The sequence below is a fragment of the Micromonospora sp. II genome (genome assembly GCF_001709195.1).
Lineage (GTDB): Bacteria > Actinomycetota > Actinomycetes > Mycobacteriales > Micromonosporaceae > Micromonospora > Micromonospora chalcea.
On the sequence record NZ_LYXF01000012.1, the window covers coordinates 1 to 20,235 of the forward strand.

23 protein-coding genes and 2 pseudogenes are annotated in these 20,235 nt (G+C 73.3%); 8 read left to right on the top strand and 17 right to left on the bottom strand.

The genetic code is table 11. The annotated features are described in order from the left end of the window. A partial coding sequence (locus A8711_RS07610) for a DUF397 domain-containing protein (RefSeq protein WP_141707650.1) occupies positions 1 to 110 on the top strand: 110 nt, incomplete at its 5' end. Between the two features lie 16 nt (positions 111 to 126). Here A8711_RS07610 and A8711_RS32730 read toward each other — a convergent pair. After that, the gene (locus A8711_RS32730; RefSeq protein WP_316250074.1) at positions 127 to 552 is read right to left on the bottom strand and encodes a nuclear transport factor 2 family protein; all 426 of its coding nucleotides are present in this window, start codon (positions 550 to 552) and stop codon (positions 127 to 129) included. Next, positions 538 to 1,239, bottom strand: a pseudogene (locus A8711_RS32735) (hypothetical protein); the annotation flags it as partial. The pseudogene A8711_RS32735 and the gene A8711_RS32730, both read right to left, overlap by 15 nt. Between A8711_RS32735 and A8711_RS07620 the strand changes: the two are divergent. Next, on the top strand, positions 1,238 to 2,194 hold the full coding sequence (locus tag A8711_RS07620) for a sulfotransferase (protein ID WP_233607868.1): 957 nt from the start codon (positions 1,238 to 1,240) through the stop codon (positions 2,192 to 2,194). The pseudogene A8711_RS32735 and the gene A8711_RS07620 sit on opposite strands and share 2 nt — an antisense overlap. A gap of 70 nt (positions 2,195 to 2,264) precedes the next feature. Here the strand turns inward: A8711_RS07620 and A8711_RS07625 are convergent, their stop codons facing one another. Then, positions 2,265 to 2,789, bottom strand: a complete 525-nt coding sequence (locus A8711_RS07625; RefSeq protein ID WP_069087827.1) for a hypothetical protein — start codon at positions 2,787 to 2,789, stop codon at positions 2,265 to 2,267. 67 nt (positions 2,790 to 2,856) lie between these two features. Further along, the gene (locus A8711_RS07630; protein ID WP_043327113.1) at positions 2,857 to 4,035 is read right to left on the bottom strand and encodes a Fic family protein; all 1,179 of its coding nucleotides are present in this window, start codon (positions 4,033 to 4,035) and stop codon (positions 2,857 to 2,859) included. Between the two features lie 131 nt (positions 4,036 to 4,166). On the opposite strand from A8711_RS07630, the gene A8711_RS07635 reads away from it, so the two are divergent. The 3 genes and pseudogenes from A8711_RS07635 (at position 4,167) to A8711_RS07645 (ending at position 7,800) form a co-directional block, all read left to right on the top strand. After that, complete coding sequence (locus tag A8711_RS07635; protein WP_030503534.1) at positions 4,167 to 4,634, top strand: DUF4442 domain-containing protein; 468 nt, start codon at positions 4,167 to 4,169, stop codon at positions 4,632 to 4,634. Positions 4,635 to 4,680: 46 nt separating this feature from the next. Continuing rightward, on the top strand, positions 4,681 to 5,433 hold the full coding sequence (locus tag A8711_RS07640) for an HAD family phosphatase (RefSeq protein ID WP_043327111.1): 753 nt from the start codon (positions 4,681 to 4,683) through the stop codon (positions 5,431 to 5,433). Beyond that, positions 5,430 to 7,800, top strand: a pseudogene (locus A8711_RS07645) (glycoside hydrolase family 65 protein). The gene A8711_RS07640 and the pseudogene A8711_RS07645 overlap by 4 nt, the downstream one beginning before the upstream one ends. Before the next feature lie 42 nt (positions 7,801 to 7,842). On the opposite strand, the gene A8711_RS07650 reads toward A8711_RS07645, so the two are convergent. The 3 genes from A8711_RS07650 to A8711_RS07660 form a co-directional block, all read right to left on the bottom strand. Continuing rightward, entirely contained in the window at positions 7,843 to 8,022 is a 180-nt protein-coding gene (locus A8711_RS07650) for a hypothetical protein (protein WP_030503531.1), read from the bottom strand. 61 nt (positions 8,023 to 8,083) lie between these two features. Further along, the gene (locus A8711_RS07655; RefSeq protein ID WP_064448789.1) at positions 8,084 to 8,431 is read right to left on the bottom strand and encodes a co-chaperone YbbN; all 348 of its coding nucleotides are present in this window, start codon (positions 8,429 to 8,431) and stop codon (positions 8,084 to 8,086) included. Then, a complete protein-coding gene (locus A8711_RS07660; RefSeq protein ID WP_043327105.1) occupies positions 8,401 to 8,793 on the bottom strand; it encodes a MerR family transcriptional regulator in 393 nt (130 codons plus the stop codon). Before A8711_RS07660 ends, A8711_RS07655 begins: the two co-directional genes overlap by 31 nt. Positions 8,794 to 8,974: 181 nt before the next feature. On the opposite strand from A8711_RS07660, the gene A8711_RS07665 reads away from it, so the two are divergent. Beyond that, entirely contained in the window at positions 8,975 to 9,628 is a 654-nt protein-coding gene (locus A8711_RS07665) for a dienelactone hydrolase family protein (protein ID WP_043327103.1), read from the top strand. 11 nt (positions 9,629 to 9,639) lie between these two features. On the opposite strand, the gene A8711_RS07670 is transcribed toward A8711_RS07665, so the two are convergent. Next, positions 9,640 to 10,773 (bottom strand): AI-2E family transporter, encoded by a 1,134-nt coding sequence (locus A8711_RS07670; protein WP_069087828.1) that lies wholly within the window; start codon positions 10,771 to 10,773, stop codon positions 9,640 to 9,642. A 129-nt stretch (positions 10,774 to 10,902) separates the two neighbouring features. On the opposite strand from A8711_RS07670, the gene A8711_RS07675 reads away from it, so the two are divergent. Beyond that, positions 10,903 to 11,085, top strand: a complete 183-nt coding sequence (locus A8711_RS07675; protein WP_069087829.1) for an antitoxin — start codon at positions 10,903 to 10,905, stop codon at positions 11,083 to 11,085. Between the two features lie 77 nt (positions 11,086 to 11,162). Here the strand turns inward: A8711_RS07675 and A8711_RS07680 are convergent, their stop codons facing one another. The 8 genes from A8711_RS07680 to eccB form a co-directional block, all read right to left on the bottom strand. Continuing rightward, positions 11,163 to 11,771, bottom strand: coding sequence for a C39 family peptidase (locus tag A8711_RS07680; protein ID WP_064448614.1), 609 nt, complete (start codon positions 11,769 to 11,771; stop codon positions 11,163 to 11,165). A 146-nt stretch (positions 11,772 to 11,917) separates the two neighbouring features. Then, positions 11,918 to 12,331: a pyridoxamine 5'-phosphate oxidase family protein gene (locus tag A8711_RS07685; RefSeq protein ID WP_069087830.1), complete on the bottom strand. Its 414-nt coding sequence runs from the start codon at positions 12,329 to 12,331 to the stop codon at positions 11,918 to 11,920. A 22-nt stretch (positions 12,332 to 12,353) separates the two neighbouring features. Beyond that, a complete protein-coding gene (locus tag A8711_RS07690; RefSeq protein WP_043327093.1) occupies positions 12,354 to 12,692 on the bottom strand; it encodes a YkvA family protein in 339 nt (112 codons plus the stop codon). Between the two features lie 77 nt (positions 12,693 to 12,769). Next, positions 12,770 to 13,603, bottom strand: a complete 834-nt coding sequence (locus A8711_RS07695) for a hypothetical protein (RefSeq protein WP_064448627.1) — start codon at positions 13,601 to 13,603, stop codon at positions 12,770 to 12,772. A 146-nt stretch (positions 13,604 to 13,749) separates the two neighbouring features. Next, positions 13,750 to 14,145 carry a hypothetical protein gene (locus tag A8711_RS07700; protein ID WP_064448612.1) on the bottom strand — a complete coding sequence of 132 codons (396 nt, stop codon included), beginning with the start codon at positions 14,143 to 14,145 and terminating at the stop codon, positions 13,750 to 13,752. A 107-nt stretch (positions 14,146 to 14,252) separates the two neighbouring features. Next, a complete protein-coding gene (locus tag A8711_RS07705) occupies positions 14,253 to 15,533 on the bottom strand; it encodes a WXG100 family type VII secretion target (protein WP_069087831.1) in 1,281 nt (426 codons plus the stop codon). Beyond that, complete coding sequence (locus A8711_RS07710; protein ID WP_030503518.1) at positions 15,526 to 15,897, bottom strand: hypothetical protein; 372 nt, start codon at positions 15,895 to 15,897, stop codon at positions 15,526 to 15,528. The genes A8711_RS07705 and A8711_RS07710 overlap by 8 nt, the downstream gene beginning before the upstream one ends. Before the next feature lie 115 nt (positions 15,898 to 16,012). Then, entirely contained in the window at positions 16,013 to 17,482 is a 1,470-nt protein-coding gene (gene eccB, locus A8711_RS07715) for a type VII secretion protein EccB (RefSeq protein ID WP_069087832.1), read from the bottom strand. 161 nt (positions 17,483 to 17,643) lie between these two features. Here eccB and A8711_RS07720 point away from each other — a divergent pair, with 161 nt between their 5' ends. Next, positions 17,644 to 18,816, top strand: a complete 1,173-nt coding sequence (locus A8711_RS07720; RefSeq protein ID WP_064448609.1) for a type VII secretion protein EccE — start codon at positions 17,644 to 17,646, stop codon at positions 18,814 to 18,816. Here the strand turns inward: A8711_RS07720 and eccD are convergent. Continuing rightward, complete coding sequence (eccD, locus tag A8711_RS07725) at positions 18,800 to 20,197, bottom strand: type VII secretion integral membrane protein EccD (RefSeq protein ID WP_064448608.1); 1,398 nt, start codon at positions 20,195 to 20,197, stop codon at positions 18,800 to 18,802. The genes A8711_RS07720 and eccD overlap by 17 nt on opposite strands. Between the last annotated feature and the right edge of the window lie 38 nt (positions 20,198 to 20,235).

Sequence of the window (20,235 nt, forward strand, 5' to 3'; positions counted from 1 at the left end):
ATCTGCCCGGCGTGGTGGGGGTGCGGGACAGCAAGGACCGGCAGGGGCCGGCGCTGACGTTCACGTCGTCGAGCTGGGCGGCGTTCGTCGCGTACACGAAGCGGGGTTAGGCAGCGACCGCCGTCGTCACCCGGCGGCGGTGGTCCGCCGTTCCGGCGCGAACGGCCACTCCTCGAACGACTGGCAGCGGCCGTCCTCGGCGAACCGCATGATCCAGAGGTCGCGCCACTCCTGGTGGACCGGGTCGCCGTACCGGACCTGCACCCGGGCCACAGCGGTGTCGCCGTCGACCGCGACGACCTCCGAGGTCATCTGGAAGACCTCGTCGGGTCCGTCGCGTTCGCTGTCCCACATGCGGACGATGGCGGGCAGGCCGACCACCGGATCCCGGTACGGCCCCTGCTGGTAGGTCGCGTCGGGCGTGAACATCGTGCCGAGCGCCGCAGTGCCCGGTGTGCGCCACGCCTGCTCGTACGCCGCGATCCAGGCGGCCACCCGATTCCTGTCCATGGCTGCCAGCCTGCCATCCAAGGCCGCCCGGATCGCCCACATCGGCCGCCCGGGGTCGTCGTTGTGCACCACGACGTCGGCGTGCTCGGCCGGGCGGGCAGTGGCGAAGTAGAGCCGCTGGGCGGGAAGGTACCGCTCGTGCCAGCGCCGCTCGACGTCGGCTCTCGTTGACACGCGGCTCTCGCGGATCACGGCCCGGTCCACCGTCTTGTCGAGCGCGGTGGACACGAAGACGCGCAGCTCCCACCGGTCGACCAGTTCCGGGCGCAGCAGGAAGACGCCGTCGAAGACCAGCACGGCGTCGGCGGGAGCGGTCGTGGGCGGCGGGGACAGAACCGCGTCGGTGGCGTGGTCGTAGACCGTCGGCCGGAAGCGTCGATCTCCGCCCGGGCCGAGCGGATCGAGCAGCACCCGGTTCAGCGACCCGTGATCGTGGGTGTCGATGTAGCAGCCCTCGGCCGAGAACTCGCCGCGCCGGTAACGCCGGGCGCGGGGGAAGAGGAAGTCGTCCACCGTCGCGCGGATGACGTACCGGCCCCGGGCGCGCAGGACGGCGGCCAGCTCGTCGGCGAGCGTGGTCTTGCCGGCGGCGGGCGGCCCGTCGACCGCGACCCGGGTCGGGTGCGGCACGGTGACGGACCCGACCGCGTCGGCCAGGAGGCCGATCAGCTCCCGGCGGGGATAAATGGATTGCCCCTGCGCCCGGCCCGGAGTTTCACTGCCGCCCATGCCGTCCCCCTCACCGGTCTTCGTCGCGGGCACAGGTCGTTCGGGCACCTCGCGGATCGCCGACGTCATCGGCCAGCACCCGCTGATCCACCGGATCCCGATGGAAACCAAGTTCATCGTCGAACCCGGCGGCCTGCGGGACCTGGCCGACGCGCTCACCGAACGGTACGACCCCATCGTCGGCGAGGACGCCCTGCAGCGGCTCAGCGACTTCCTGACCGTACGGGTGCCCGGACGGCGTGACGATCGTGGCAAGACCGTGCCCGAGCTGGTCGGCGAACGGCGCTACCGGGACGCCGTACACCAGCTCTGGCCGCTGTTGATCGCGGACGCCTTCGAGGAGCCCGCGCCCGCGGCGGGCTTCGGCGACGGCGACCGGCCCGCCGGGCCGTTCGGGCCGACGGGCCGACGACGGGTCGTGCCGAGGTACTTCCGCGACCGGGCCGAGCTGATCGCCGTCCTGCGCGGTCTGGTCGAGACGCTGTTCGGCGGCGCGGCGGCCGACGCGGGCAAGCCGACGTGGTGCGAGAAGACGCCGTTCAACCTCTTCGCCATGGACTTCCTCTGGGAGCTGTTTCCCGAGGCGACGATCGTGCACATCACACGGCACCCGGTCTCCGTGCTCGCCTCCCACCTGGCCCAGCCGTGGGCGCCGTCCACAGTCGACGGGGCGCTCGCCTACCTCGTGCCGGTCTATCAACGATGGCTGGCCTGGAGGAACGCCGCCGACCTGACGACCCGGCGGTACGTCGAGGTGAAGGCGGAAGACCTCGCGGCCGACTGGGCCGGGCAGCGGCGCGCCCTGTTCGAACGGCTCGGCGTCGAGGACGCCGTCACCGCGTCGACGTTCCAGGCGGGCAGGCTCGCGCACCGCGACGACCAGTTCGACGCCGGCACCCGCGCGTACGTCGAGCGGGAACTGGGCGAGATCATCCCCGCCATGGGCTACGAGTGACGGCCGAGCTGTCGAGGGCCGGCCCCGCTGTGCGGAGCTGACCGGCCCGATCAGGTGATGCGGCTCCGGATCACGCCTTGCGGCGCAGTTCGCGGAGCACGCCGTGCCGGCGGAGCGCCCACGCCAGTCGCCGCGCGCTCGGGTGCCGGACGAACAGCACCGCCGCCCGGCGGACCAGCCCGAACCGGTTGTCGCTCACCTGGTCGTCGGCCGCCCGCCAGATCAGCTCGCGGACGCCGGGGCTGTCCAGCATCGCCCTTACCTCGTGGCGTACCCGGGGGTCCTCGGCCGCGGACGTGACGGCGGTGACCAGGCCGGGACGGTCGGCGAGCGGCTCCACCGCCGCGGCGACGAGCGGCCGGCGTACGGTGTCCCGCTCCAGCAGCAGCAACACCGCCTCCCGGACCTCGGTGCTGTCGAGCCCGGACCGCAGCAGGCCCAGCGCGCTGCGCTCGACCTCGCGGTCGCGGTCCGGAAGGGACAGTGCGGCCAGCAGCACTGTCACCTCGTCGAGGTCGACGAGGTGACGCAGCCCGTCGCGGAACTCCGGGAGCGCCCACGCCACCGTCAGCCCGCGCGCGAGATCGCGGTTCATGGGCCATTCGCTACCCGGAGTCGACAGCCGCCGAAACGCCGCGACAGCGCCGTGAAATAAGCCGTGGTTACAACCGTTCACCTGACCCGGTCGTATTGGCAGCCTCGGTTGCGAGAACGACCGGCATGGCCGGATAGGGGTCGCTGATCGGTTTGCGCTGAGCATGGACTCTTTCCCGCACCGTCACCAGCGTGGGGCCGGCGACGTAATGCCTGCCCCGCCGCTCACCTCGTGCTTCCAGAAGGCCCTGCTCGACAAGGCTGGCCAGATCCCGAGATGCGGTCCTGTCCTCGACATCGGCAAGTTTGACGTACCCGGAGCGACGGATGCGATAGCCCAGGACTGCCTCGTAGAGGAGATCGGTCACCCGCTCAGGGAGCCTGTTCTCGGCAACGATCGCGTCCAACTCCGACCAGATGCCGGACGCCTCCTCGAAGCGGCGAGCGACGGTCTGCGCCTGCATGTGATGGGCGCGCAGGTTGAACGACACCCAGAGGTGCGCCGAACCTTCGGGGTTCCAGCGGCCACGTCCGGTAACCGCCAACACCCGGTAGTAGTCCTCGGTGTTGCTGCCCAGCCATTCCTCGATGCTGGAGAAAGCAGGCTCGACGATCGCGCGTCGGGAGAGCACCAACGTCTGAAGGGCGCGTGCCATTCGCCCGTTGCCATCACGGAACGGATGGATCATCACCAGGTTCAGATGCGCCATGGCTGCTTTGACGAGCGGAGAGGCGGTGACATCCGACCGTAGATCTTCGGTTAGCTCCTCCATGAGGTGAGGCACGTGGTCGGCGTCCGCGCCCTCGTACACCCGCTCATCGGTTCGCTCATCGTGGACGTAGATCGGGCCCTTGCGATATTGCCCCGGGCTCTTGCCCAGATCGTGCGAGAGCATCATGTAGTGCATGCTGCGGATCACCGACGTGTCGAACCGGAAGTGCGGATCCCCGGCGGTTTGCAGCACGTACCCCAGAGCCTGTCGATAGCCCCGAATCTCGGCGAAGGTTCGGTCGTCGGCGCTCAGCGGCTCCTCGCCGTCCAGCGCGGCGGCGGCGTCGTCCTCGGCGACCACGTAGCCCTCGATGCTGTTGGAGCCGAGAATCGCGCGGGCCAACATCGTGCGCCGGAGGCCACCGGTCCACCGGCGAGGAGTGCGCAGGACATCAGCGAGCACGCGGCGCATGTCATGCACCTCGTCCAGCACGGTCTCGTCGTGATCGCTGAGTTCAGGGGTGGAGTAGATCATCTCATGTCCTAATGTCTCTTAATAAGAGACAAAGCTAGCTCCTTGTGGTGTGGATGTCACTTACTTAGTGACATTGGGTCGGCGCGTTCCGGCGTCTTGCCGGGTTGGTTACCGGCGAGTAGCGTTCGGGCATGAGCATCGACTCTCGCCAGGTCGCGGCCGGTCTCCTCGACGCCGTGCCGTTCGCCCGCACGCTCGGGATCGAGTTCGTCGAGGTGGCGCCCGAGGCCGAGGGCGGGGTCCGGGCCGTGGTCCGGCTCCCCGACGACCCGGCGCACCACAACCACGTGGGCGGCCCGCATGCCGGGGCCATGTTCACGCTGGGGGAGAGCGCCTCGGGCGCGGTTGTCCTGGCCGCGTTCGGGCAGGTGCTCGACCGGGCCGTACCCCTGGCCGTGACCGCGACCATCCGCTACCTCAAGGTGGCGGTGGGGCCGGTGCTGGCGACGGCGCGGCTCGGCGGTGTCCCCGCCGAGGTGCTGGCCGAGCTGGACGCCGGGCGACGGCCCGAGTTCCCGGTCGAGGTGGAGGTGCGCACCGAGGACGGCACGCTCACCTCCTCGCTCACCGTGATCTGGACGCTGCGCCCGAACCGCTGAGCCCTGAACGGGTTTGCCCGGGGCGAGCGCCGGATAGATTCAAGCGATGCTGGGCCTCCCCGCGCACGTGAGCGCGTGTCTCTTCGATCTGGACGGTGTGCTGACGCAGACCGCCAAGGTGCACAACGCCGCCTGGGCGGAGACGTTCGACGCCTACCTGCGGCGACGGTCCGTCGAAACCGGCGAGCCGTTCCAACCGTTCGACCCCGGACCGGACTACAACCGTTACGTGGACGGCAGACCGCGCGCCGACGGGGTGCGCACATTCCTGGCCTCGCGCGGCATCACCCTGCCCGAGGGCTCGCCCGACGACCCGCCCGAGGCGGACACGGTCAACGGCCTCGGCAACCGCAAGAACGTCGTCCTGCTCCAGCGGATCGAGCAGCACGGCGTCGAGGCGTACGAAGGTTCGGTTCGCTACCTGGAGGCCGCCACCGCGGCCGGGCTGCGGCGGGCGGTCGTCTCGGCCAGCGCCAACTGCGCCGCCGTGGTGCACGCCGCCGGGCTGGACCGCTGGCTGGAGGCGCGGGTCGACGGCGTGGTCGCCCGCGCGAACGGGCTGCGCGGCAAACCGGACCCGGACACGTTCCTGGAAGGCGCGCGGCTGCTCGGCGTCGAACCGGCGCAGGCCGCCGTCTTCGAGGACGCCCTCGCCGGCGTGGCCGCCGGACGGGCCGGCGGATTCGGGTACGTGATCGGCGTCGACCGGGTCGGCCAGGCCGACGAACTGCTGGCGCACGGCGCCGACGTGGTGGTCACCGACCTCGCCGAACTGCTCGCGGCGGAGCCGGCCGCGTGATCCGGGAACGGGCGTATCCGGTCGAGCCCTGGCATGTCCGGGAGGTACGCCTCGACATGGACGTGCTGGCCCAGTCCGAGTCGGTGTTCGCGCTCTCCAACGGGCACATCGGGCTGCGCGGCAACCTCGACGAGGGTGAGCCGCACGGCCTGCCCGGCACGTACCTGAACTCCTTCTACGAGCTGCGCCCGCTGCCGTACGCGGAAGCCGGCTTCGGCTTCCCCGAGTCGGGGCAGACCATCGTCAACGTCACCAACGGCAAACTGATCCGGCTGCTCGTGGACGACGAACCGCTCGACGTCCGCTACGGCGAGGTGCTCGCCCACGAGCGGGTCCTCGACATGCGCGCCGGGACGCTCCAACGCGACCTGCACTGGCGTTCCCCGGCCGGGCGCGAGGTCAAGGTCCGCACCACCCGGCTGGTGTCGTTCACCCAGCGCTCGGTCGCCGCCATCCACTACGAGGTGGAGCCGGTCGACGGGCCGCTGCGGCTGATCCTCCAGTCCGAGCTGGTCGCCAACGAGACGCTGCCGCCGCAGAGCCGCGACCCCCGGGTGGCCGCCGTACTGGAGTCACCGCTGCAGGCCGAGGAGGAACTCACCACCGACGACGGCGGCCTGCTCATCCACCGGACCAAGGTCAGCGGCCTGCGGGTCGCCGCCGCCATGGGCCACGACGTGCACGGCCCCGAACGCACCACGATCGAGAGCGAAGGGTACGAGGACTGGGTCCGCACCACCATCGGCTGCGTGCTCAAGCCCGGCGAGAAGCTGCACGTGATCAAGTACCTCACGTACGGCTGGTCCAGCCGCCGGTCGCTGCCGGCGCTGCGCGACCAGGTCGGCGCGGCGCTCGCCGCGGCCCGGCTCGACGGCTGGGACGGGCTGCGCCGGGCGCAGCGGGAATACCTCGACGCGTTCTGGGACGCCGCCGACGTGCGCGTCGAAGGCGACCCGGAGGTCCAGCAGGCCGTCCGCTTCGGCCTCTTCCACGTGCTCCAGGCCGGCGCCCGCGGGGAACGGCGGCCGATCTCCGCCAAGGGCCTCACCGGCCCCGGGTACGACGGCCACGCGTTCTGGGACACCGAGATGTTCGTGCTGCCGGTGCTCACGTACACCCAGCCCGGCGCGGTCCGCGACGCGCTGCAGTGGCGGCACGCCACGCTCGCCCAGGCCCAGGAGCGGGCCCGCACGCTGAACCTCGAAGGCGCCGCCTTCCCGTGGCGCACCATCGAAGGACCCGAGTCGTCGGCGTACTGGCCGGCCGGAACCGCCGCGTTCCACATCGCCGCCGACGTCGCCGACGCGCTGCGCCGCTACGTGCTGGTCACCGGCGACGAGACACTGGAACGCGAGATCGGACTGGAACTGCTTGTCGAGACCGCCCGGCTGTGGCGATCCCTCGGCCACCACGACCGGGCCGGGCAGTTCCACATCGACGGCGTGACCGGCCCCGACGAGTACACAGCCGTGAAGAACGACAACGTCTACACCAACCTGATGGCGCAGCGGAACCTGCGTACCGCCGCGGACTGCGCGATGCGCTACCGGGACCAGGCCCTCGACCTCGGCGTCACCGAGGAGGAAGCCGCCGCGTGGCGGGACGCCGCGAACGACATGCACGTCCCGTACGACGCCGAGACCGAGGTGCACGAGCAGGTCGAGGGGTTCACCCGGTTCCAGGAGTGGGACTTCGAGCACACGCCACCGGAGAAGTACCCGCTGCTGCTGCACTACCCGTACTTCGACCTCTACCGGAAGCAGGTCGTCAAGCAGGCCGACCTGGTGCTCGCCATGCACTGGCGGGGCGACGCGTTCAGCGCCGCCGAGAAACTGCGCAACTTCGTCTACTACGAGCGGCGCACCGTACGCGACTCGTCGTTGAGCGCCTGCACCCAGGCGGTGCTCGCGGCCGAGGTCGGCTTCCTCGAACTGGCCCACCGCTACCTGCGCGAGGCCGCGCTGATGGACCTGCACGACCTGAACGAGAACACCCGCGACGGCGTGCACATGGCGTCCCTGGCCGGCGCCTGGATCGCGCTCGTCGCCGGATTCGGCGGCCTGCGGGACCACGACGGGACGCTCTCCTTCGCGCCCCGGCTCTCCAGCCGCCTCAGCCGACTGGAGTTCTCGCTCCAGTGGCGCGGGATGCGACTGCGCGTCGACGTGCGGCCGCACCAGACCACGTACTCGCTGCGCAACGGCGGCCCGGACACGGTGGTGGAGCTGCGGCACCACGGCGAGCCGCTGCGGGTCACCTCGGCGCAGCCGGTCACCGTGCCGATCCCGCCCGAGCACCCGACCGAGCCGCAGCCGGAGCAGCCGCAGGGCCGCGCGCCGCTGGATGCACCTGCCGGAACGCATGTAGCGGTCCCGCCCCGAAGAGGCGGGACCGCTCGGTACGCGTACCTCAGAACTGGCGGCCGTTGGACGGGCGCCCGCCGGCGTCGCGCGGCGCCGTGGCCCGCGGATCGTCGGATGTCCGCGCCGTCGAGGCGCGGTCGGCCCAGTCCGGCGAGCCCTCAAGCTCCCGCTTGCGGCGCTCCTGGTCGGTGAGTTCCTGTTCCCGGGACCTGTCCTGTTTCGCCATGACGATCCTCGCGATCCGTCGGGGTCCGTGGTCACCCCGCGCGTTCCCGCCCGGCGGCGGCTCAACCGTCCAGGTGGCGGGCGAAGCTGCGCCGCAGGTGGTCCTTGGGGCGGGAGCCGACGATCGAGCCGACCACCTCGCCGTCCCGGAACACCAGCATGGTCGGCGCGGACATGATCCGGTGGGCGCGGGTGGTCGCCGGGTTCTCGTCGGTGTTGAGGGTGACGAAGCGCAGCGCGTCGCCGAACTCCTCGGCCAGCTCGGCCAGGTGCTTCGACACCACCCGGCACGGCGGGCACCACTCGGCCCAGAAGTCGACCACCACGGGCCGGTCGGCGGCCAGCACGGTGGCCGTAAAGGTGTCGTCGGTGACCGGGGTCAGCCGGCCGGTCCCCGTGTCCTGAGGCATGTTTCCTCCCGTTGGGCGATCGCGTGGGCGAGCTGGTCGTGCAGGCGGCGGCGGACGTCGCCGAGCCGGTCGAGGTAGTCGTCCACCTCGGCGAGCTTGCGCCGCAGCACCGCCACCGAATCGGGGCAGACGTCACCGGAGTCGTTCCCCGCGCGCAGGCAGGCGACGAACGGGCGGATGTCGTCCAGGCCGAACCCGATCGCCAGCAGGGAGCGGATCTCGCGGACGACGCGCAGTTCCGCCTCGTCGTAGATCCGGTACCCGTTGGCGGACCGGCCCGGCCGGACCAGGCCGTGGGTCTCGTAGTAGCGCAGGGTGCGGGTGCTCGTACCGGCCCGCCGCGCCAGCTCCCCGATCCGCATCCGCCGCCCCCGTCCCTGCCTGGTGAATCGACGCTAAACCTTGCCGCCGACGTCAACGCAACCCCGCACGCGCGGCCTCCCCGTCGATCATGAAGTTGACGGCGTGGGGAAGCGCTTTCTGGGCCGTCAACTTCATGATCGTGCGGTTGGGGGGTATCGGGTGGGCGGGGGGTGGAGGGATATGCGTGAGGTTTCGGTGCCTGTTGTCGACGGGGGGCTCGTCGGGGATGTCAGTGTGCCCGGCGGGGCCGGTGGGGTGGTGCTGTTCGCGCACGGGAGCGGCAGCTCGCGGCACAGCCCGCGCAACACGGCCGTCGGGCGCGCGCTCAACGACCGTGGGCTGGCCACCGTGCTGGTCGACCTGCTGACCGCCGACGAGGAGGCGCGGGACGAGGTCACCGCCGAACTGCGCTTCGACATCGGGATGCTGGCCGAGCGCCTGGCCGGAATCGTCGACTGGATGGGCGCCGACCCGGAGCTGGGGCGGCTCCCGATCGGGCTGTTCGGGGCCAGCACCGGCGCCGCCGCCGCCCTGGTCGCCGCGGCGGCCCGGCCGGACCGGGTGGCCGCGGTGGTCTCCCGGGGTGGCCGGCCCGACCTGGCCGGAAGCTCACTGACCGCGGTACGCGCACCGACGCTGCTGCTCGTCGGCGGCCTGGACGAGCAGGTGATCGTGCTCAACGAGCAGGCCCGGGACGCGCTCGGCGAGGTGGCGGAGCTGCGGATCGTGCCCGGCGCCACCCACCTGTTCGAGGAGCCCGGCACGCTGGAGCAGGTGGCCGACCAGGCTGGTACCTGGTTCACCACCCACCTGCGCCAGCCGCACCCCGCCTGAGCGGCAGCCCGTCAGCCCGCGGCTTCGATGGCCGGGTCCGGCCCGGCGGCGCGGCCGGTTTCGGCGCGGTGCCGCTGCACGGTGTCCAGCACCCGCCAGAGCACCGCCGCGATCGGCACCGACACGAACGCGCCGGCCACCCCGGCGACCAGCGTGCCGGCGGTGACCACCACCAGGATGACCGCCGGATGCAGTTGCACCTGCCGCCGCATCACCAGTGGCTCCAGCAGGTTGCCCTCGATCTGCTGGACGGCGATCACCGCGGCGAGCGTGAGCAGAGCCGTGGTGGGACCGTTCGCGGCGAGCGCGACAAGCACCGCCACCGCGCCGGCCACCGTGGCACCGATGATCGGCACGAAGCCGCCGAGGAACGTGATCAGGGCGAGCGGCAGGGCCAGCGGGACCCGCAACACGACAAGCGCCAGTCCGATGCCGATGGCGTCGATGGCCGCGATGATCATCGTGCCCCGGCTGTACGCGCCGAGCGTGCGCCAGCCGGCCCGGCCCGCCTCGGCGGTCAGCTCCCGGCGCGGACCGGTCAGCCGGCGCAACACCCAGTGCCACATCGAACGGCCGTCCTTGAGCAGGAAGAACAGCAGCACCAGCGCGAGCAGGATCGCGCCGGCCACCTCGGCTGCCTTGCGCGCCCCGGCCACCGGATCGGGCGTCCCGCTGCTCAGGCCCTGCCGGATCTGCTCCACCAGCCGGTCGAGCTGCTGATCGGTGACCGGCAGGCTGGAGGTGACGAAGTCGCGGGTGCGTTGCAGCCCCTCGTCGAGTTGCTGGCTCAGCTCGCCGAACTGGCTCGCGGTGAGATTCCAGACCAGGACGCCGGCGCCACCGAGGACGCCGAGCAGCAGCAGGACGGTGAGCAGCGCGGCGAGCCCGGCCGGCACCCGCAGCCGGCGCAGGCGTACCAGGACCGGATCGAGCAGCGCGGTGAGGAAGAGCGTGCCGGCCAGCGCCACCGCCAGCGGCGCGAGCAGCACCGCGATCTGCCCCAGCAGCCACAACCCGGCCGTCACCACGAGGAGACAGGCGCTCCAGGTGACAGCGGTCCGTACCGGCCAGGGCAGCCCGGCCCAGGTCTGCCGGGGGCCGGTCGTCGGTGCCGGCCGCGTCTGCTCGGATCCATCAGCGTCCACGTCGCCTCCTCGATCGTGGCCGTTGGTACCCGACGCACGTCGATCCGACACCCGGACGGGAATCGCCCACCCGGTGTTTGTGCCCCCAGCCCCAGGGAAGGCTTCCAACGTATCGAAGGGAGATCCGACATGAGCGACTTCATGGACAAGGCCAAGGACTTCGCCGACAAGCATGACAAGCAGGTCGACCAGGGCATCGAGAAGGCGGGTGACGCGACCGACAAGCGCACCGGCGGCAAGTACGACGCCCAGATCGACAAGGGCGTCGACATGGCGCAGCAGCGGACCGGCGAGGGTGACACCGGGCGCTGACCCCGTACACCCGCACCGGCGCCGGACACGACGGCGGCCACGCCCCCTCAGGGAGCGTGGCCGCCGTGGCGTCGGGGTCAGGAGCTGTAGCCGCGTCCGGCGATCCAGTTGGCCAGCTCGGTCACGTCCATCCAGTACGTCGGCGTGTCCGGCCGGGCCGGGTCGGCGATGAGGACGGTGTCGGCGTCGCCCTCGTACCGCACCACGGTCAGGTAGTGGCCGGGGTAGCTGTGCTCCACCCCGTCGATGTCCCGGGCGCCGCCCAGGATGTTCGCCACCACCGGCCGGTCGTCGTCCACGGCGGTCCGGATGTCCGCGCGCAGGCGTGCCACCTGCTCCGGGGTGGCCACGTCGTCGCGGATCTCGGTGGTCCGGTACTTGCCGCCGGTGTACTCGTTGAGCACGCGGGTGATGTCGATGGCGGAGTCGGTGCCGTTCTGGGTGGTGCCCAGCTTCGCGGCCAGCTCGTCCTGGCTCACGTCCTTGCCCTCGGCCGAGAGCGCGATGCGGGCCGAGGCGGGACCACAGTAGAAGAAGTTCGGCTGAGCCTGGTACTCGTAGTCGGCGGTGCGGTCACCCTTGCCCTTGACCGGAGCCGCGTGGGCGGCAGCCGGGCCGGCGACGGCGCCGCCGGCAGCGGCGAGACCGGCGACGGAGAGCAGGCACTTGCGGATGATCGGGTTCATGTCGAGGCTCCATTCGGGGGTCGACGGCTCCGTGCGGGAGACGCGGCACCAGGAGTGGCGCTCGGCGTACGGAGAGTTCAACCGCCCTGCTTCCGGGCCTCATTTCCGGGCGTGACCGGGGCCACCGCGAAACCGGACAGAGCGCCTCAGTCGGGCAGGCTGCCCAGGAGCCGGGTCACCGCGATCTCGATGACCACCCGCTCCGGATTCGGACGCGGGGTGCGATAACGCTCGGCGTACCGCCGTTCGGCCTCGGCCACCGAAGCCGGGTCGCGGCGCAGCGCCGCCCGGCCCTCCACGGTCAGCCACCAGCGGCCGTCGACCTGGCACACCGCCACCGGAGTGCCGTCCGGTCCGGCCGCGGCGACGTGCCGCGCCTTGGCCGACCCCGCCGAGGTGATCACCCGGGCCAGGCCGGCCTCCGGGTCGAAGGTCACCCCCACCGGTACGACGTGCGGGGTGCCGTCGGCGCGCAGCGTGGTCAGCGTGGCGAGATGCCGGTCCGCGAAGAAGCGGGCCACCCGCCCGTCGTGCGGATCCAACCGGTGCCGTCCCGCCATGCCGTCTCCTCGTTCGCGTGTCTCATCGGCGGGGCGCCGCGCCGGGCGGCAGCGCCGGGGACTTCCCGGTGGCCCGCTGTTCCACCTGGGCGGCACGATGCTTGACGGCCAGCCGGCCCAGGTAGAACAGCGCGCCGGCCAGCACGCCCATGTCGTCCAGGTAGATCGGGTCGGGCAGCAGGTCCACCGGCAGGATCGTGTAGATCAGCGCGCCGTAGAACGCGACCTTGCCGCCGGCGCCGAGCGCGCCGAGCATGCGGCGGGTGCGGACCAGCCGGACGGCGAGCACGACCGCCCCGGCCAGCATGGCCGCCGCGACGACGGCGGCGAGTACGACGAGCACCCAGGCCTCACGGGACACGCCCTCACGCTAGCCGAGCCGGGTCGATGCCGCCCGCGGGTCGTGGCCGTGACGCCCCGGGTCGTGGCCCGGGGCGCTCAGGCCGCCACGGCCGCCCGTCCCCGGGCAACCGGGGTCAGCTCGCGGGTGATGTCGACGGCGGCCGAACCGGTCGGCAGTTCCCGGGTGGTCTCCGGCCCGGCGAACCCGACGATGGACAGCTCCGCCTGCGGCTCAGGGGCCGGGTGCAGCGCCGCGAACGCCTCGTCGCGCAGGCTCTGCGCCGCCGCCGCGGCCCGCTCGGCGGCCTGCCAGGCGGCCTGTTCCCGCTGCGTGGCGGCCCGGTGCCGGGCGGCGAGGTTGTCCCGAACCAGCCGGCGCAGCAGCAGCTCCTGCTCCACCGGGTGCCGGCTCGGGTCCCAGCCGTTCCCGCCGAGGATGTCGCTGAGCTGCCGCACCGTGATCTCGTTGCGCCACTGGGCGTCCATCGCCGCCCGGTGCAGCCAGCGCTCCCGGTCCGCGTACTCGGCCGGGGTCCGGGCGGTCCGGGGCAGCGGCAGCGCCGCGGCGGCGGCCAGGCGCCGCACGTCGTCCTCCGCCGCCTGGTACGCCTGCCAGGCCGCCTCGGCCTCCTCCTGGGCGGTCAGCCACTCCGTCCGGCTCCGCTCGGCGGTGGCCGCCGCGCGGGCGGCGGCCACCGCCACCTCGTCGGCGTACCGGTCCCGCTCCCGATCCTGTACGCGGGCCCGCTCGGCCTGATCGATGCTGCTCGGCCGGGCGGCGTCACTGATCCGGTCGACAAGCTCCGAGCGGAACCGGGACGGGCGGACGATCAGGGCGGCGACCACTGTGGCGGCCACGGCGAGCAGAGCCAGCCAGATCACGGCGGCAGCGGGGACGTCGGGCAGGACGGTGGAGAAGACGGTCTGCATCACCAGCACCTCAAGGTGGAACGACTGACGAACAACGGTTTGTGGCCCGGTCATCCGGGTGGGGTGCGTCTCGCTACGGAGACGCGGCAGGGCGCGCGGGTGCGGCAGGTGGGGCCGCGCCGGGGCGTACCGGAAAGGTGGCCCGGTCAGGCGCGCGGCGGACCGCGGCGGGCGATGGCTGCCCGAGCCGGGTCGGCGACGGCGACGGCCTCGACGCCGGGCACCCGCCCGGCGGCTGTGGATTCGGTGCCGGCCGCGTCGGCGGCGGGACCGGAGGTGGATCGCGGCGCGCCGTCGGCCGTCGTGCCGCCCGCCGCGACCGTCGTCAGGCCGACCTCGGCCGGAACCGGAGACGCGATCACGCTCGGCGCGGCGGCGGAGGCGACAGTGACCGCGACGGACTGCTCGGTCACGGCGGCATGGGCGGGTGCGGCGGCGATGCCCTGGAGGCCGACGATCAGCACCAGGCCGGCCACGGCCGTGCGGGCGATCCGGCGCAGCGTCGCCGTCCAGGTGGACGGGGCGAACGCTACGGGCAGCACCAATTCAACCTATCGGTCAGCGGACGATTTCGCAGCTCAAAGATCTTGCTGGTTACGTGAGCCGTCCCACGGGTCGCTGTGGACGGACCGCTGCCTCGATGCCGCTGTCAGTTGCCGCCGAGCACCGGCGGCGGAGCGCCGTCGCCGTCGCCCCAGACCATCTCGTCCTCGGTGAGCCAGGTCAGCCGGCCGTCGGACTCGTCGTCGCCGTGGCTGCCGCGACCACCGAGCACGCCGCCACGGCCGGCCATCGCGGGCCGCCCGGTGCCGCCGGCCCGCTCGCCGGACCTGCCCCCGGCCTCGACCACCAGGCCGCGACCGGAGGTGAGCCGGCCGGTGCCGGCCGCCGCGCGGTTCTCCGCGCCGGGCGCGCCGCCGAACCGGGCCGAGGACGCAGAGTTGGGACCGGTGCCCGCGAGCGACCCGGTGCTGAGCACGCCGGGGGCGCCGTAGAGCCCGCCGCTGCCCCCGCCGGCCGTCATCGTGGCGGGGCCGCCGCCGGAGCCGAAGCCCGCGCTGCCGCCGATCGTCGGGCCGCCGGTGGTGCCGGTCAACGGGCCGGCGCCGGCCAGCGAGGTGCCGCCCGGGTCGACGGTTCCGCCGGTGGTGACCGAGCCCGGAGCGCCCGCGCCGGGGTTGCCGCCCGGTGTGCCCGCGCCCGGGGCGTCCGCACCGGGCGTGCCGCTGGTCGGCGCCGTGTGGTGCACGCCCGACGTGGTGGCGGTGGCGCTCGCTCCCGGGCCGAAACTGCCCAGGCTAGGGCCGGACGACGGCGTCTTGACCGAGGGGCCGTTCTGCAGCGTCGGGTCGCCGTTGCTGGTGTTGCCGGGCAGCTCGACCTCGGGCGGGTCCGGCACGACGATCCGGCCGTACGCCGAGAAGTCGTAGCCCTCGGCGAGCTTCGCCACGACCTGCACCATCCGCTGGTGCGCCTTCTCCTGCTCGGCCTTGTCCTGCTGGTGGCCGACGATCCCGCCGATCACCGCGCCGGGGGCGCCGCCGAGCAGGAAGCCCTTGCCGGCGCCGGAGAGCAGCTTGTCGTTGTCGTCGGTCTTCTCCGGGCTCTCCGCCTTGGACTGCGCGGCCCGCAGCTCGCTGGACATCATGTCGAGGCCCTGCCGGATGCCCGTCATGCCCTCGGCGAGGTTGCCGGAGTAGCGCACGACCATGTCCAGCCGCCTGGTGAACTCGCGCGCGKCGTCGCCGGTCCAGCTCTTGGACAGCGCCTCCAGGTCGGCGGTGAGGTCGCGGCCGAGGTCGTCGAGCGTGCTCTTGAGGGAGGTCCACTGGGCGCTGAGCGCCTCGATCTGCTTCGGGTCGCCGGCGTTGACGCCCTGGTAGAGCTCCTCGTGGCTGACGTGCTCGTAGCGCCGGGTGTACTCAGACACGCGGGTCCTCCTTCGGCTGCTTCATCGCCTCGTTCAGCCCCGAGAGGGCGGCGGCGATGTCGGCCGCGGCGGCGGCGTTGCGGGCCTCGGCGGTCTTGTAGTTCGTCATGATCTTGTGGGTCGCCTCGCGGGCGGCCAGGATCGCCCGGCGCAGCCGGTCGACGTGGTTGACGTAGCTCTGGTGCGTCTCGGAGTAGCGACGTGCGTTGTCGGTCGCGTCGGTGAACGTGCCGAGCGCGGGCGGGCGGCACTGCATCTGGGTGTTCAGCTTGCGCAACACCGACTCCGCCTCGTCCAGGCGCCGCTCAAGTCGCTGGTGGAAGTCCTCCAGGGACAGTACGTCTACTGTCGTGCGCCCCGTCATGGCTGCATCCCCGTAGTCATCGTCGATAACCTTCGCCGCACTCAGGTTAGTCGAAACGCGCCAACCCGGGCGACCCGTGACAGGCCCCATCCACATCGGACCCGGGCGGGGCCGGTCAACCGCCCTGGACCTGGGCCGCGGCGCCGCCGGTGGAGGGGGTCGCGGTGGGCGCCGCCGGGGTCGAGGCATCGAAGTACGCCATCGCGTCCTGGCGCGACAGCGTCGGGCCGGTCGGCACCAGCGCCAGCAGCGAGGCGGGTACGGCCAGCGGGGTCACGTCGCCGTACCCGAGGGCGCTCTTCGCGTCGCCCCCGGCGGTGCCGAGCGGAAAGCGGATGCCCTGGGCGGTGATCAGGTAGACCGTCGACCCGGCCGCCGGCTTGCCGCTCTCTCCGGCCGTGGCCTGCGCCAGCACGCCCTTGCCGCCGGGGAGCAGCACGTTCTCGGCGGTGCGTACCGCGTCCCGGCCGCCCTGCCGCGACGGCATCGCGGTCGCCTCGGTCAGCTCGGCCGGCGGGGAGTCGAAGACCTCAAGCGTGGTGGTCGGCGGCTGGCCGGCCGGGCCGGGCCGGTAGGTGGCGCAGAGCACCGTGCGCCCCGGGCGGACCTCGTGCGGCGTCGGCAGCCGGGCGGGCAGGCCGTCCGGCTCCAGCCGCTGGTCGGTGAGGAGCCGGCCCGCCTCGTCCGGCGTGATCTGCGCCACCTCGCCACCCCGGCCGAGCAGCAGCAGCGCGGTCACCTCCCGGACCGTGGCCAGGCCCTGCCGGGTGAGCACGTAGTACTGGCCGGCCGCCTGGTAGACCTGGCCGATCCGGGCCGGCCGGCCGCCCACCGTGAGCCCGCTCGCGCCGCCGTCCCCGTCGATCGTGGGCTTACGCAGCACCGGGCCCACCGGCACCGCGTTCAGCAGCTGCTGCCCGACGGTGAGGTTCGTGACGCCGGCCATCTTCAACGCCACCAGCGCCTGGTCGTCGCCGGCGACACGCAGCCGCGAGCCGCCGGTGAGCAGGTAGCGGGCGTCGCCGGTGCGCACCACGACGGCCCGGTCGGTGAGCGCGGTGCCGCCGGGCAGCGTCCGGTCGATCACCAGGTGCGTGGTGGAGCGCTGCGTGTCGTTCGGGTCGGGCACGTCGCACACCGACCAGGGGAGCCCGACCAGGGACTTGCGGTCCGGCAAGTCGTCGGGGGCGCCCACGATGCCGACCAGCCGGCCGCGCGGCCGGTCCTTGATGGACGCCTGGGACATGGTGCGGGGCTTCGCCGCCGCGTCGTTGACGATCAGCCGCGCCGAGGCGTAGTTGAGCGTCGGGCGCAGCACCCGGTCCTCGCCGAAGTAGTACGTCGCGCCGGTCTCCCGCTCGATCACCAGCGTGTTCGGCTCCAGCGGCGCCGAGTTGCTGGTGAGCTGCCCGTACGCGCCCACCCCGCCGAGCACCACGGCGGCCGCGATCACGCTGCCGAACACCGCCATGCCGAGGCGGCGCATCGGCAGTTCGTTGGTCTCCGGGTCGCCCGACAGCAGCGCCGAGACGATGCGGCGGGTGACGAAGCGGTACGCCTGGACCTGATCGCGGCGGGTCCGCATGACTAACCTCCGGCGGGGTGGGTCCAACGACGACAGGGCCGAGCGGCGTCGCGGGCTTCCCTACGATAAGGGGCCACCGGGGGTGCGCCGGACCCCGTCCGCCGCCCGAACGCCGCACCCCGCCGGCGGATGTCCAGGATGTCCAGAAGGGACGCTCACCGATGACGCAGCTGCAGGCGCCACCCGGTCGTACGGCCACCGCCCCCGCCGTACCGGTGGACCGGCCGGTCACCCCGGCCGACAAGCGCCGCCGGGGCCGGCTCGGCCCGGTCGTGGTCGGGCAGCTCGTCGTGGTGGAGTGCGCCGCGCTGGCGGTCTGGTTCGCCACCGCCGGCCCGCCCTGGCTGCTCGGGGTGGTGGGCGGGCTGGCGCTGCTGGCAGTGGTCGCCGCGTTCGCGCGCCGGGGCGGCCGATGGTGGTACGAGGACCTGATGCTCCGCCGCCGGCTGCGCCGCCGCCGCGACCGGGCCCGGGGCGCGACGCCGGGCGGCGACCCCCGGCTGGCCGCGCTCGCCCCGGAACTGACAGTGGTGGAGCTGACCGAGCGCGGCACCCGCCTTGGCATCGGGCAGGACGACCGGGGCTGGTTCGCCGCGCTGGCGCTCACCGGCCGGCCCGGCGCGCCCGCGGGCTCGATCGAGGCCGCCGTGGTGGACCGCGCGCTCGCCGTGCTCGCCGACTTCTCCGGCCCGGTCACCCAGACCCAGGTCGTCTCGCACACGCTGGTCTGGTACCCGGCCCCCGGCGCGCCGCCGTCGGCGTACCGGACCGTGTGGGTGGCGCTGCGACTGTCGGTGGCCGACGCGCGGGCCGAAACGGTGAGCCGGGGCGGCGGCCTGCGCGGCGTGCACCGGACGGTGGCGGCCGGGGTGGGCCGGCTCGGCAAGGCGCTCAACGCCGCCGGTCTCGGCCACCGCGTGCTCGGGCGGGACGAGCTGCACGCGGCGGTGGTGTCCGGCGCCGGGCTCGACCTGGCGCCGGAGGCGCCGGTGGAGACGTGGACCAGCGTGCGCGGGGGCGGCTGGACGCAGCGCTGCCTGGCCCTGCGGGTACGCCCCAACGGCTCGCTCGGCGCGCTCGTGGACGCGGTCACCGCCACCTCGGCGCCGTCGCACACGGTCGCCGCCGTGGTGCTCCCGGGCGGCCGGCGGGTTCCGCCGCTGCTGCGGGTGGCGGCCATGGACGGGCACGCCGAGGCGCTGGTGAAGGCGGTCCGGGACATGGCCGGGCGCGCGGGTGTGCCGGCCCGCCCGCTGGACGGCCAGCACGGTCCCGGCGTCTACGCCACCGCGCCGGTCGGCACCGCGATGGGGACCGTCACGGTCGAAGGTTGACGATCCAGCCGTACATGCCGCACACCCACACGGCGAGCGGCACCAGCGCGATGATCAGCAGGATCTCGACGATGTCCAGGGTCCGGCCCCAGACCGGCGAGATCCGCTTGCCGGCCACGGTCAGGCCGTAGACCAGGCTGATCACGGCCACCACGGCCAGGCCGCCGAGGACCAGCCCGAGCCGGACCGCCAGCGAGCCGGCGGCGAACGTGGCGGCGGCGACCAGTCCCAGGCCGACGGTGCCGGACAGCAGCACCGGCGTACGCTGGCCGCGGCCGAGGAACGGGCGCGCCCGCAGCAGCGACAGCAGCGCCAGGACCAGGCAGAGCAGGACCGCCGGCAGGCGGCCGTCCTCGGCCAGCACCACCTCGCCGCCGAGCACCAGCAGCGAGACGGTCCAGAGCAGGCCGGTGAGGAAACCGTCGGCGCGCTCGCTGTTGCGCAGCACCGACGGCCCGTCCACCGACTCGGTGTCGGTCTTCAGGTCGTCCGGCCCGGTGGGGATGGACGGCACCGGCAGCCGGGCGAGGCGGTAGGCGAGCATCGGCAGCGCCGGCAGCGCGCCGAAGGCGACTGTCGCCACCACTGCCGCCGACGCCGCCGCGCCGATGCCGAAGGCCAGGCTGAGCACCGCGCCGAGCCCGACCGCCGCCCCCACGCCGACCGCGCCGAGGAACAGCGGCAGGCGGTCGCCGACGGCGAGCGCGGCGATCGCGCCGAACACCACCACGGCGGTGCCGGCGAGCAGGACGTGCGGGGCGGCCAGCTCGCCGAGCGTCCGCTCACCGGCGAGCACCAGCAGGCCGCCGACGCCCGCGTAGCCGATCCCGACCAGGGCCAGCACCGCGCCGGTGCGACTGTCTCCGGCCGCCCGGGACAGCACCGCGGCGCCGACCAGCAGCGCCACCGCGACCACGAAGGCGGCCGCCGCGCCGGGCAGGTGCGGCGGGCCGGTGAACAGCGCCGCCACCGCGCCGCCGGCAAGCGCGGAGGCGGCCAGGAGGACCGCGAACGCCCGCGTGGTGCCCACCTGCCAGGCGCCCGCCCGCTGGGTGGTGGAGGTGGCGACCGCGTCCACCACGTCGTCGAAGACGATCTCCGGGGCGGTCGCGGCACGGGGGTTGAAGTAGAGCACCTCGCCGTCGCGGACCCCGAGCTGGGCGGCGGTACGGCCACCGTCGAGCGGCTGGCCGCCGAGCCGGGACAGGGCCCAGCCGCCGTGCCGCACACCTTCGTCGGCCAGGTCCTCGCCCGCGTAGCGCAGCAGCGTGGGCAGCAGGTCGGCGAGCGGCACGTCGGACGGCAGCGCCAGATCCATCCTGGTACGTGGCGCCACGATGGTGATCCGRCTCAGCCCACCGGTCGCCGTCTTCGTCGCCACAGTGGCCTCCTCGTTGCTCGCAAACGATCCGCTCGGCC